Raw genomic sequence first — 12657 nt, forward strand, 5'->3', positions numbered from 1 at the left:
TCGCATGCGGAATGTTGATAAATTCGCTGATAATTACATATCAATGTTGATATGTAATGGGTTTTTATAGTATAATATCATCATTGAGAAACGGAAGGCCGCTTCTCATTACCGGCGAAACGCCAGACTCAAAGGAGTATCAAATGAAAAAAAACATCCCAAATGTTACGCCAAAATCTTCCGAAAAATATGGGGAAGAAACAAATCTGTACAGCATTAACATGGCCGAAGGGGAGAAAGGAACCGATTACGCAGACTTTGAATGCTACGGATTTGATTCACTGAAAGCATTACAAAAATTCCGCAGTTCATTTCCTGAGAAAATGAAAAATGAATATGTCTACGATTTGAGCAAATTAGGGGTATCCAACGGCAGACACAGAAATATCACTATTGTTTCTGCAAGCCACTACAAGCAATTCATCAAACAGGTTAAAGCGTTAGGGATCGACATTTAACGATATGCAGTAACCCCGTAGCCAGCCGTTGGCTGGCTTTAACATCAATGAAGGATAATAAGATGTATCAGGCAACAAACGACACTACAGACCGTTTTAGCTGGGATGCCAGCGCGGAGGCGGCCTATTGGCAGTCACGGGAAGTTTCAGCAAAAACCGAACCCGAAGTGATCACTCTGGTTGAATTCATGGACGCCATCGGCACGATGTACCCGCACGACTGGCAAGGTGACGCGCAAAGCGAATCGTTCAAACTGGCAGAAATGTATTGCGGTAACGTCACGTACATTTACGCGAAAGTGGGCGAGTGCTATTTCAAGTTTCGTGATGTTGTCACATTGAGCCATACAGCGATTGTTAAACGACTGGAAAAGGAGGTGCAAAGCCAAAAACACAAGACGCAGAAATAGAAAAAGCAGACTTACGTCTGCTCTCGCATGCCGGTTTAGCCCTGAGAAAGTTTAACCGGCTATCAATAATCGATTGGAGTGAAACCATGAAAATTGACATCAGTATAATTACATCAACCGCCGGTTTTGTAAAGCTGGCACCGAAAAAACAACAGCGGGTAAATCGTCCGGCGATAGCGATAAACGATATCACTGAAACCTGCAAAGCGCGGGGCCGACACATTGCCAAATGTCAGCTTAAAAAACAGTCGGTCAGAATTCCGGCTATGCATGTCAGTGAGTTAGGGCAGGTGCTCCGAACTCTGGAACTTAAACGGGCCTATGCCTGATTAATCACGCCGCTCCTTTATGGGGCGGCATTAAAACAGAAACGGAGTTGATCATGAGCCAAGAACAAATGAAAGCCCTGCTAGAAAGCTGTCTTTATGCTTTTAATGAGATGCCAAACAATCAATTGAACGGGTGCGATTATCCTTCAACGTATGCGTTGGCGGCAGCATTACAGCGGGCCTTAAATGTGTTGAAGCAGCGCGGAGAGTAAGAGTGTCCCAACTGTCATTTGATGCCTTATTGAGTGCGCCAGAAATACCGAGCTTAGAAACAGTTAAAAGCGTGGTTATTATGCCAGTGGATGAGCCTAAACATATTCCTATCCGTATGTAACCACTAGATTATCGATGGGAATACCTTTGCCACTTACATGCCATATAGACATAAAATTTCGCATGCGAAATGTTGATAAACTCGCTGATTATTACGTATCATTATTGATATATAATTGGTTTTTATAGTATAATAACATCATTGAGAAACGGAAGGCCGCTTCTCATTACCGGCGAAACGCCAGACTCAAAGGAGCATCATATGAAAGAAGCCAGCAAAAAAATATTAGTTATTGGTCAAGTTGTTAGTACCAATCTTTATGGTCGTGGGCGTGGCGTTATTTATGGCATTCAAGGAGATCAATCGCCTGATACTGTAAACGTTAGTTTTGGCGGTGTTATATGTAGCGGAGGTAATGCAACTTTTAATATAGCTTTTGAATCAGGCTCATTAAGCAAAGAACTACCTGAATGTATTTTACATGGTGTTCAATGGACTATCTACGATGAAGTAATGAATACAACTGATGTGGTTAAAATTTATCGCAGTGCATTAGCCGCAGAACTGGAAAGACTCAATGATGAAGAAGCTCAAAGAGTCGCATTTAATCTAGCGGTTGAAAATATGAAAACAGCTCCAGAATATGCAAAACTAAAACAAGGTAGTAGTGACATAACTCTAGCAACAAGTAATATCCGCAAAGAATTAAAAGATTCATTTCCAAATGTAAAATTTTCAGTACGTAAACGTAATTACGATTGTGTTTACGTTAATTGGATTGATGGTCCAATAGAAGATGAAGTGAAGGCTATCATAAGTAAGTATAAAGGCGGACGTTTTAACGGTATGGAAGATATCTATGAATCTATTTCAACACCATTTAACGAAGTTTATGGGAGTGTGTCTTATCTTTTTACTAACCGTGAATACAGTGAAATTTTAACAGAGAAAGCAATAGAGTTGTTTAAAGAAAAATATAAGAACAGGTTCGACACAGAGATTAGCTTAGAGAAATACAAGGCGGGGGATTTATGGCGTATTGGAAGTGGAGAGTTTTGGCATGGTCATGGAGTTGGGGCCGAAATAGATAACATCCGTGCTAAGTTAAACAATATTTAGAAAAATTATTTTACTCTCTGATTTAAATTTTTGATCAGAGAGTTTTTAAAAAGTAAACATTCCAGTTGTACATTGTAAAAATTCAGAAGAGATGCCGGTTGAAAATAATAAATTCAATTGTGACTAATGATCGTGGCTTGATTCATAAGATGCACCGCGTTCTAATTTTACTTTTCTGAATGGGTTGTCGAGATAGAGAGAATGGCCGCGCCTGTAAGATATTATCCCCATTGAGGGGCTAATATCTTATTCCCCGCCCACCCAATGCAAATGAAAAGCTATTTGCATTTCCCGTCCGCCCCTGAGGGGCTCCCAAAGGTTAGACAAACTTACCCACATATACACAATCAACGAATTTTTACTTGCCCCGTAAAAATTCCGCTGGCGTTCATTTTACCCCTGGGTGGGGGTAAAATTTCTCTGGCTTTGTTTCATGTGCATATATGGATAAGTTTGATGAAGCTATCAGTTTTGCGATGGTTTGTTATTTTTGTATCGCATATAGATTTGATTCACTTCCTGCGCATATTGACGTCGCTTCATATCTTGCTTGTCGTCCTTTTTGAATCCAGCATTATAGGCACCCACAGCATCCCAGTTTACGCCCCAGCGTTTAAATGCAATCGCAAGATAATACGCGCCTGTATAGATATTAAGACAACCATCGGTGTAAAGGTGTTGTGGGGTAATACCAAAATCTGCAAGATGAGAAAAATTCTGAGAATGTATTTGCATTCTCCCCACCGCATATTCCTGCTGTGATTTTACATTCAATGCTGTGTCCCTGTGTGATGACTCTCTGAATGCGATGGCGCGTAATAAATCCGGATCAATATGATAATCCCGTCCCGCTTTATCGAAACAGTCCGAACCTAAACTAGATACCGAGAAAAGCAAAAGAAAAAGTAGACAAGAGACCTTCATGATATGAATCCGTTCAAAGTAGGCATAATGGAATACTGCCATTTTTGACAAAAAAACGATACCCGAATATACAAAAATCGAATCCAGAGAACAGGGGGTTAAATAGTCTCTTCTAAAGATAAGTTCTCACACCCCACGCAAAATTTCATTTTGCCTGATTTGCCTTTTAAATTAGGTGGTTATACTTTTTGTAATGTGATTTTTGTCATGTCACTACGATATGAGCAGCCACATATAGCGCTTCATTGTGGTGTTATAGGATGGTGATAAGGCGTATTGAATGTGTAATGCATGATATTCAATATCTTATGTATACAGTGGCTGCTTTGTGGCTGTTTATGGTGTGTGGATTAGTGCTGATTTTAAAGGTTAAAGGCGAGCTTTAGCGGGATAAGTTCAGAATTTGCAGGGGGAGGGTGTGCCTGATTGTGGGCTGATTTTGGCTTTATGCTGTGTAGCATGATGATTGGTTAGGTTATAAGTAAGCTAATTAACATCCCTTAGTGGTTTGATTGGTGCTTAATTATATTTGATTACACACCTTGGTGGCTCAGTGGTGCGCTAATGAGTGCTTATTTAACGTAATAAGGTGCTTATCTGTGTGGGCTTGATTTGTTGTTTTATTGACCAATTGATTGAGGTGGCTGCTAGGTGTGGGCCTAAATTGCTGCATTGTGTGGGGATTAAATCCCTGAAATGTGTTACGGTGCTGGATTGTGCGCTACATGCTATTCGACCGGAGATATATTTCGTGCCAAGACAAAATATTTATATGAAACAAAAAACTCTCGATGGAATAAGGAAATTGGTAGATGAACGAAGAGCCGAAGGGGCTTCTTCCTCTGAGGTTAATATGTCAAGTATGGGGGCCGAACTGCTGGAGATAGGATTGCGTGTTACGCAGAATATGAAAAAGAGATCCACAGGTGAAAGTCCGGAGCAAATATTTAACCGTACCCTGATGGAAGAGTGTGTTAAAAGTCGAGTTGCGATTCAAGAAATACTCAGCATGTTCTTTAGCGTACAAGAAATAAAAGAAGATTCCCGTTTCAGCTATTCACTTCAGGTGGAGAAGATGAAAGGAGAAGTTGCTAGTATTGTAGAAAAAGCATTCCCTAAAAGTGAGTGATTTTTAATCTTATCGAATTTGACACCTTGCTTAGGCGAGGTGTTCTCCTAAACAAAGTCACCCTCCATTCATCATACTTATTACCATTAGATGCTTATCCTCTTTGGATGAGTCTATTTCGTCTGGCATTGGAATGTACCTAAAACACGCGGGAGATGAAGCGCATTGTATCAATACCCAATCGTTGAATGGATTTATATTCTGGATTGTGGCGGTGCGCTTAAATCACAGTGCAGACAGTAAAGTTATCATTAATAATAATATTAGTTATTGTTGATAGCAGGTTCCCTATGGCCACAATGAAAGACGTTGCAGAACGCGCAGGGGTATCTATCGCGACCGTCAGTCGTATTATTAATAATACTGCTTATGTGGAACCCGCGACGCGTGAACGCGTTGAAAATGCAATGCGTGATGTAAACTATCAGTTGAATCCAAACGCTAAATCATTGGCTAAACGCAGTGGAAGTATGTTGGGGTTATTGACGGGGAATCTGTCAGATCCCTTTTTTGCCAGATTAGCCAAAGGAGTCGAAGAAGTTGCACGAATAAACGGTTGCCGACTTATGGTATGCAGTGGTGAACATCATGCGGAGATTGAAAAGTCAGGACTTGAGTTTTTAATTAACCAAGGCTGTGAAGCTATTGTGGCTCATATTACCCGGATGAGTGAGTCAGATATATTGCGTTATGCAGCGCATTCCCCTGGGCTGGTTTTAATTAATCGTTATTTGCCTGGGATGGCGAATAGATGTGTATGGCTAGATAATTTTAATGCCTCTAAACTTGCTACCTTATATCTTCTGGATAATGGCCACAAAAATATCGCTTATGTGACGGCCGATTTGATGATTGATGACAAACAACAACGTCTCGATGGGTATTTATCCGCAATGGCTAATGCGGGAATTAAAGTTCCGGATGATTGGATTATTAGTGTTCCCTTTGATGAAGAGGGGGGTGAGGTTGCGGCCCAACAGTTGTTATCTAGCCCGAATGAATTTACCGCAGTCATTACATTCAATGATGTTATGGCGGCAGGAATGATGAGTTTATTCCATAAAGTAAATATGAGATTACCTGAGCAGCTATCGATAGTCGGCTTTGATGATATTGTGTTAGCCCGTTACCTCCATCCCTCCTTAACAACAATTCATTATCCCATCGAGAGAATGGCAAAACGAGCCGCAACGCTAGCGCTGATATTGCAAGCGAAGGGTAATACGTCTCCGTTGGTCAATATGTTTTCAGCTGAACTCGTCGTAAGAAATTCTGTACTTTCTTTAGTTAAAAAATAGGCAATATCACCAAATCAAGCGAGATTATTGTGATCGAAATCACGTTCCAATAACTCATGTAACAGTTTACATGAGACAGTATCCGCGCTCACATTCAACTCTTCATATATTAATTATTCTGTTGTAACGGAACGTTTCAACTGGAGCTTTACATGGACAAGAAAAAGGATTTGGGCCTGGGACTGGCATTGTTACCTATTATTTCAATGTTGGTTCTTTTGGTTATTGGGTATGGTCAGTTCGGTTTGCGTATTGAACCTTTATTACTTGTATCCGCTGGAGTGGCAGCTGCCTTAGCATTTTGGCAAGGGTACAACTGGAATGATGTTATCGATTCGATTGTGGCAAAGCTGGCTAAAGCCATGCCGGTTATCCTGATTTTAGTTTGTGTCGGGGGTCTTATCGGTACATGGATGATAAGTGGCACTATCCCTTATATGGTTTATTGGGGGTTAAAACTTATCAGTCCCCAATATATTCTTATCGCCGCCTTTTTTATAACCAGCGTTATCTCTGTTTGTACGGGAACATCGTGGGGTTCGGCGGGAACGGTCGGTGTGGCTTTGATGGGTGTTGCGGCAGGTTTAGATGTTCCATTAGCCGCCGCAGCGGGAGCCGTTGTTTCCGGTGCCTACTTTGGCGATAAGATTTCGCCACTGTCAGATTCAACAAATTTTGCTGCGATTGTTGCTGATACTGAGCTTTATGCTCATATCAAACATTTGATGTACACCACTATCCCCAGTTTTGTTTTAGCAGCGATTGTGTATCTGATTGCAGGCCATTCCAGCTCAGTGGGCAGTGTGGCCACCCCTGAAAAAGTCACGGAAATAATACAAGCGCTGGAAGGACTGTATCAGTTCAATGTGATACTTATCTTGCCAGCTGTTTTGGTTCTGTGGGGTGCTATTGCTAAATGGCCCGTCATTCCGGTGATGCTTGCCGGTTGCGCCATGGCCATTATGATCGCGGTTGGTTTGCAAGGGTTCAGTTTAAACCAGGGATTAGAAGCATTGATGGATGGGTTCAATTTGTCGATGTTTTCGGACCAGGGTCATAACGTAGCAGGTATCGTCAGCGATGTTCCTCGTTTACTGAATCGGGGAGGAATGTTCTCAATGATGAGTACCATTCTTTTAGTGTTCTGTGCTTTTTCGTTTGCTGGCGCATTAACGTTAACAGGGGCACTGACTGTTATTATTTCTAGTCTGCTTAAAATTGTTCATACCACTGGCCAACTTATCGCGGCAACAGTTGCTACGACAATTTTAGTGACCGGTGCAACCAGTGATGGAAAATTGGCTCTTTTGATCCCTGCTGAGTTATTCAAAGATGCCTATGCCCGATTGGGGTTGGATAATAAAAACCTTTCGCGAACGATTGAAGATGCAGGAACGGTGGTTGAACCGTTAATTCCGTGGACAGCCGCAGGTATTTATATGGCGACCACGTTAGGTGTCAGTACGCTGGATCTGTTGCCTTGGGCCATTCAGTGTTACGCCGCGGTATTCTTTGCGTTGATATACGGATTTACCGGTTTTGGAATAGCGAAAGTGAAGCCTGATAACGTCGTAAGTCATCAGGAGGTACAGCGTGAAACAGCCTAACTTTAATCAGGTTATCGACCGTCATAACACATCATCTGTAAAGTGGGACTTTATAAACCAGAAACTACAGTTAGATGGATCAGATTTGCTGCCAATGTGGGTATCTGATTTTGATTTCAAATGCCCGGATGAAGTCATACAGGCATTGCATGACCGTGTTGAGCATGGTGTGTTCGGTTATAGCGAGAGAGATGACGATTATTATCAGTCTGTGATGGATTGGTTTGTCAGCAGACATCAGCTTGAGATTGACCGAGACTGGTTTACCACGATAGAGGGCGTTGTGCCAGGGCTGGCATTACTTGTCCAGATGTTGAGTGAACCAGGTGAAAGTGTTGTCGTTCAGGGACCATACTACGGTTCGTTTGCCAATGTCATCACGATGAATCATCGCGTGCTATTGGAAAACCCTCTTCTGGAGGGCATCGATGGCTATCAGATTGACTTTTACCATCTGGAGAATCTGTTTAAAACAGCAAGTCCAAAAGTATTGATACTCTGTAATCCCCATAACCCCACCGGAAGATGTTGGCGTCGTGAGGAGCTAATCGAGTTACTGGGCCTGTGTAAACAATATAATGTCATCGTGATTTCAGATGAAATCTGGGCTGATCTCACGCTACCTGGCGAAAAGTATACTTCCGTACTGCATTTAGGCTCCGAGTGGCACGATCATGTTATTGCCGCAACGTCAGCAAGCAAGACGTTTGGTTTATCCTCACTCAGGATCTCAAACTTTTTAATACCCAATTCCATTATACGTAAAACATTTATAAGCCGATTACACGCTCATGGATTGGATGTTTTCAATTCATTATCGATGGCTGCTGCAACGGCGGCATATAAATATAGCGGGCATTGGTTGGATGCATTACAGGTTTATTTGGCAGAGAATCGTCGTTGGCTTAAGCAAAAATTAGAAATTGTCGCGCCCTGGTGCCGAATGGTTAAAGCTGAAGGAACTTATCTGGCATGGTTGGATTGCCGTGCGTTGAAGCTAAATAATCATGAATTAAAAAATATACTCCTCGATAAAGCTAAAATTGCTGTTTCCATGGGGGATAGCTTTGGTGTTATGGGAAGAGGTTATATCCGATTAAACTTAGGGTGTCCGCGAGAGTATTTGGAAATAGCCGTCAATGGATTGTCTCATTTGAATGAATTTAGGGATGAATCGATAGCTAAGGCATAACCAGCCATCATCCAGATTGAATTAAGAGATCACTATATAATAGGTTAGAACGTTCTAACCTATCATTTGGTTTTTAATATTCACTTTTAGCGATTTCAACGTTTAAGGAAAAATTAATGACTCCGTAGTCATCGGGTTTCTGTGCCCTTATAATTTATATACAGTTAACTAATGAGTGGGTTATTTATAATCCCATTCGGTTTTTTGTGAGGTTTTTCTGTGGCACGATAAGTTTATTATAATTTCAATAAAATGAATGTTTATTTTATAGGTAATGATTGTTGCCTATTTAACTCAGGGAAAGAGAAAAGTCTGAACTTCGTTTAGGAGGGGAGGATTTGTTTTCTGTATAATAACTGCATCTAAAGGATTTGATGTCAAGATGGTTTACTCACACAAAACAATTACTGTTACTAATGCAATAAAAGATTGCGGAATAAATATAACATTGCTATATTTTGAATTATGTGCAGATCATTTATTAATGTTATCGCATGACAATTTAAAAGAAGCGTTCATGCAAGGAGTTAGTCGCTCCCTGCATGAACTAACCACACTAACCCTCAATCCAAGAGGCAGGTTATATGGCTATTCGCGATCCTATTGATCTGTATGAAAGATCACAAGCCTTTCATGAAGAATTTTTCCTACACCACTTCGAACATGGTAATCCGTGGTTTATCAAAGATAGTGAACTTCGCTACGTTGCCGCCAATCGCTCATTTTTTGAGCTTTTCGGTCTGTCTGAGCTGTGTTCAATATTTGGTAAAACTGATAGTGAATTATCTTCAACTCTTTCTCATTTATCACCCAAAAGTAGCATTTATGAAAGTATTGTAATAAATGAATCTAAATGTATTAAAACGCTTGAGGTGAATTACTTCAATTCAAATAGCAGTTTGTCAATTAGACTCTTCAATCGGAAGAAATTTGCTTTTTCAAATAAAAGTTCAGGTGTGATAACTTATATTCAAAATGCTGAGTGCTTGTTCTTTGATACTAAAATTTACGATTATAAATTCTCTATAGAAAGGAAAAACGGTACGGTTAATATAGGTAGATTAGTTGAAAGCTATAGGAATAAAAGCCCCGGTGAATTGTTGACTGATAGAGAGTGGAGTGTCGCTTGGTTGATTCTAATGGGTAGATGTCATGATAATATTTCAACCATTCTAAAATTGAAAAAAAGCCATGTAACTAATGTGGCATCGGAAATATATAGAAAACTAGGCGTCCCTGATAGGAGTGTTTTTATTATTGCATTCAAATATTGTGGGTGGTGTGATTTCATTCCTCAGGAAATATTAAGCGAACCTACGTCATTCCTTATTCAACCTGTATAAATAACCAGTGATTTGAAATCACTGGTTATTTATACGGTGATTTCATTTCACGGATTTTAAAATGAAATTTTCTATGGAATAATTACCATGAAGTCTAAAATTTTCCGATATAGATAGTTATAGAACCAACACCAGGAACTTTTTTAATGAATAACAATAATAAAAATTTCAAACCTATAACCTTGTCAGTTGTTCTGAGTAGTGAGTCTAATAAACGACTGAGTGAGTCGGCTGAAAAGGCTGGGCGTTCTAAGCGTATCGAAGCTATGTTACGTATTGCACATCATCTTAAAACAGTCCCCGAAGTAGATGGAGATTACTGGGAGATTATTGCTGATAATACGTCATCGTAATTTCACTTGAGATATTTCTTATTTAATTAACTCTGTTATTTCCGAAACAACAGCCGGATAAGGCTTGCCTAAATTCAGGGTATGCATTTTCCGTGCGGTAGCCATATCTGTCTATCACCACGCTGGATATTTCTTTTTACAGTGATATCCACGGTGGAAATAGTTCTACCGATGAAGTTTTTTATTATTTTATACGGAGATAAAAATGTCAGAAATTTCAATTATGAATGGGGCCGATATCAAACCTGCTAAAAAAGGTTTACTCACCCGTTTGATGGCTGCTGCAAACAACAAAACCGCCAAAGCATTTGTGAAATACATGGCGGCACCTCTGGCTGTCTGGATGTGTGCGCAAGGTTTTGCTCGCGCAGAGGACTTGGCCGCTGCGGGACGTACCGATGTGGAAGATACCTTTGGTTCCGATTCCACCATGATGTACTACTTCATGGTAGCGGAAGTGGTGTTGGTTTTCCTGCTGTACCTCAAAACACATAACCCAGCTACTTTCCTGCTGATCCCCGTGTTCATCGTCGTCACCAAAGTCATCTTCTCCATGATTGGTGGTACTACACCTTAAGTCGCGTTCACGGGATGAAGCGTTATGAACGAGGATAAACAATCTCGCTATGATTTTCCTCAAACGTTCTCAGAACAGCGCCGCATCATCGGGATACCTCTGGATGAAGCGATAGTAGCCATAACCCCCCTTTGTTGGGGGGTTATTTATAATCACCACTTTGCTGGGCTGATTATGGGCGCGGTGCTCTGGTATGCGTTGAACTGGTTTAAGAAAGGGCGAGGTTCTACCTGGTTGTACAACATGTGTTACTGGTATCTGCCGTCTTATTTATTCAACGGGCTTTACAAAATACTGCCCGACTCAAGCTACCGCTTGTGGTTAAAGTAACAGGAGACAATGTATGGAATTGAGTGCGCGTCGCTCAACCACAAAATTTGTTTCTCTGGTTTATATTCTTCTGCTGTTTTTTCTTGGATTAAGTCTTGCAGGCAACCTCTTTGCCTGGATGCAGATAGAACGCCTCATTGACTCACGGGAAGAAACTTTTATTCCCATGATGTTTGATGCCCCGTTTACCCTGTCACGTAACCATGCTGACAGTAATTATCTGCAACAGACCGCCGAGTCATTTCTGTTCTTGCGACTCAATGTCACCCCTGAAAACGTTGCTGGGCAACACACATCCCTGCTGAGATTTTTCTCCTCAGAAGACCGTGTTGAAATGGCAAAAGCCCTAAAAGAAGAAGAAAACCAGATAGTAACAAATAATGTGACCTCTGCTTTTTATGCCTCTGGATTTAAGGTCTATCCCGCCTCCGGTGTGATTGACATACAAGGGGAACTCAAGACCTGGTTAGGTAATAAACCGCTACCACCAGAACCCAAATCCTATCGGCTGACACTTCACTATAAGAACGGTGTTACCCACCTCAAAAGTTTCAAGGAGAGTGTCGATGCAAAAACGAAATAGTCATCTTCAGTTATTGCTCGCCAGTGTGTGTGGCACGGTACTGTGTGTTTCAGCACAGGCTAATGTTGCCCCGCAACAAATCCCTTTTACGCCTGATGCTCAAGTCAATTTAGTATTGAGTAATACCAACCCGAACATGCTGGTTGTGCCGGGCGACCGGATTGTTGCCATTGACAGTAATGAAGGAATGCTGGGTGACAGTAAAGGGAAGACGGGGCAGCAGAATGGTGGGGTCGTTTTAACCACCGTGCAGGATAAACCTTTTACGTTCTATCTGCGTACTGAGGCGGGACAGTCACTGTCAGTGGTCGTCACCCCCCAAAAGAGCGCAGGCAGAACCTATCATTTGATGTCTCAACGTCCGGTGAAACGTCCGGCAGCCCAGAAGTGGGAAACCTCACAACCCTATGTTTCCACGTTGGTTGATATCCAAAAAGCGGTTTCTCGTGGTGAAGTCCCCCCCCATTTCACGGAAGGTCCAGCGACCCAGCTACCGACTTTTATGACGTTGCCAGCGGTGTTACAGGCTCAACCGGAAACCATGTGGACAGGGGGCGAACTGCGGGTATATCGCTATCGTGTTCGCAATACCGGTACTGTTGGTATGGCGTTGCCTGAGCGGCTTTTCTCCGCACCGGGTGTCCGGTCGGTCATGATTTCGCCCTATACCTCCACGTTATTACCCTCCGGCCAGGCCACGGTCTTCATCACGATGTCGGCAGGATAAGGGG

The 12657-nt window shown here is 41.7% G+C and carries 16 protein-coding genes; 15 read left to right on the forward strand and 1 reads right to left on the reverse strand.

Features of this window, described 5'->3' with window-relative positions; translation table 11 throughout:
• Positions 1 to 143 precede the first annotated feature (143 nt).
• From V2A84_RS00275 to V2A84_RS00295, 5 genes are all read left to right on the forward strand, one after another.
• Entirely contained in the window at positions 144 to 458 is a 315-nt protein-coding gene (locus tag V2A84_RS00275) for a hypothetical protein (RefSeq protein WP_420073857.1), read from the forward strand.
• 62 nt (positions 459 to 520) lie between these two features.
• On the forward strand, positions 521 to 868 hold the full coding sequence (locus V2A84_RS00280; protein ID WP_420073856.1) for a hypothetical protein: 348 nt from the start codon (positions 521 to 523) through the stop codon (positions 866 to 868).
• 86 nt (positions 869 to 954) lie between these two features.
• A complete protein-coding gene (locus V2A84_RS00285; protein ID WP_420073855.1) occupies positions 955 to 1197 on the forward strand; it encodes a hypothetical protein in 243 nt (80 codons plus the stop codon).
• Positions 1198 to 1250: 53 nt separating this feature from the next.
• A complete protein-coding gene (locus V2A84_RS00290; RefSeq protein WP_420073854.1) occupies positions 1251 to 1409 on the forward strand; it encodes a cobalamin biosynthesis protein CbiX in 159 nt (52 codons plus the stop codon).
• 323 nt (positions 1410 to 1732) lie between these two features.
• Complete coding sequence (locus tag V2A84_RS00295) at positions 1733 to 2590, forward strand: LPD29 domain-containing protein (RefSeq protein WP_420073853.1); 858 nt, start codon at positions 1733 to 1735, stop codon at positions 2588 to 2590.
• A 465-nt stretch (positions 2591 to 3055) separates the two neighbouring features.
• Here V2A84_RS00295 and V2A84_RS00300 read toward each other — a convergent pair whose 3' ends face one another.
• On the reverse strand, positions 3056 to 3514 hold the full coding sequence (locus tag V2A84_RS00300; RefSeq protein WP_420073858.1) for a transglycosylase SLT domain-containing protein: 459 nt from the start codon (positions 3512 to 3514) through the stop codon (positions 3056 to 3058).
• 751 nt (positions 3515 to 4265) lie between these two features.
• Here V2A84_RS00300 and traM point away from each other — a divergent pair.
• The 10 genes from traM (at position 4266) to traK (ending at position 12653) form a co-directional block, all read left to right on the forward strand.
• Positions 4266 to 4643 carry a conjugal transfer relaxosome DNA-binding protein TraM gene (gene traM, locus V2A84_RS00305; protein WP_420073852.1) on the forward strand — a complete coding sequence of 126 codons (378 nt, stop codon included), beginning with the start codon at positions 4266 to 4268 and terminating at the stop codon, positions 4641 to 4643.
• A gap of 290 nt (positions 4644 to 4933) precedes the next feature.
• Positions 4934 to 5941, forward strand: a complete 1008-nt coding sequence (locus V2A84_RS00310; RefSeq protein WP_099462823.1) for a LacI family DNA-binding transcriptional regulator — start codon at positions 4934 to 4936, stop codon at positions 5939 to 5941.
• 152 nt (positions 5942 to 6093) lie between these two features.
• On the forward strand, positions 6094 to 7548 hold the full coding sequence (nhaC, locus tag V2A84_RS00315) for a Na+/H+ antiporter NhaC (RefSeq protein WP_420073939.1): 1455 nt from the start codon (positions 6094 to 6096) through the stop codon (positions 7546 to 7548).
• Entirely contained in the window at positions 7535 to 8740 is a 1206-nt protein-coding gene (locus V2A84_RS00320; protein ID WP_420073940.1) for a MalY/PatB family protein, read from the forward strand. Before nhaC ends, V2A84_RS00320 begins: the two co-directional genes overlap by 14 nt.
• Before the next feature lie 584 nt (positions 8741 to 9324).
• The gene (locus tag V2A84_RS00325; RefSeq protein WP_420074069.1) at positions 9325 to 10083 is read left to right on the forward strand and encodes a LuxR C-terminal-related transcriptional regulator; all 759 of its coding nucleotides are present in this window, start codon (positions 9325 to 9327) and stop codon (positions 10081 to 10083) included.
• 146 nt (positions 10084 to 10229) lie between these two features.
• Positions 10230 to 10436 (forward strand): TraY domain-containing protein, encoded by a 207-nt coding sequence (locus V2A84_RS00330; RefSeq protein WP_442848391.1) that lies wholly within the window; start codon positions 10230 to 10232, stop codon positions 10434 to 10436.
• A gap of 205 nt (positions 10437 to 10641) precedes the next feature.
• Entirely contained in the window at positions 10642 to 11013 is a 372-nt protein-coding gene (locus V2A84_RS00335) for a type IV conjugative transfer system pilin TraA (protein ID WP_420073348.1), read from the forward strand.
• Positions 11014 to 11037: 24 nt separating this feature from the next.
• Positions 11038 to 11343, forward strand: coding sequence for a type IV conjugative transfer system protein TraL (traL, locus tag V2A84_RS00340; RefSeq protein ID WP_050290606.1), 306 nt, complete (start codon positions 11038 to 11040; stop codon positions 11341 to 11343).
• A 13-nt stretch (positions 11344 to 11356) separates the two neighbouring features.
• Positions 11357 to 11926 carry a type IV conjugative transfer system protein TraE gene (gene traE, locus V2A84_RS00345; protein ID WP_420073349.1) on the forward strand — a complete coding sequence of 190 codons (570 nt, stop codon included), beginning with the start codon at positions 11357 to 11359 and terminating at the stop codon, positions 11924 to 11926.
• Positions 11910 to 12653 (forward strand): type-F conjugative transfer system secretin TraK, encoded by a 744-nt coding sequence (gene traK, locus V2A84_RS00350; RefSeq protein ID WP_420073350.1) that lies wholly within the window; start codon positions 11910 to 11912, stop codon positions 12651 to 12653. The genes traE and traK overlap by 17 nt, the downstream gene beginning before the upstream one ends.
• Positions 12654 to 12657: the final 4 nt, after the last annotated feature.

The organism is Yersinia sp. 2553 StPb PI (genome assembly GCF_052217105.1).
Classification (GTDB): Bacteria; Pseudomonadota; Gammaproteobacteria; order Enterobacterales; family Enterobacteriaceae; genus Yersinia; species Yersinia enterocolitica_E.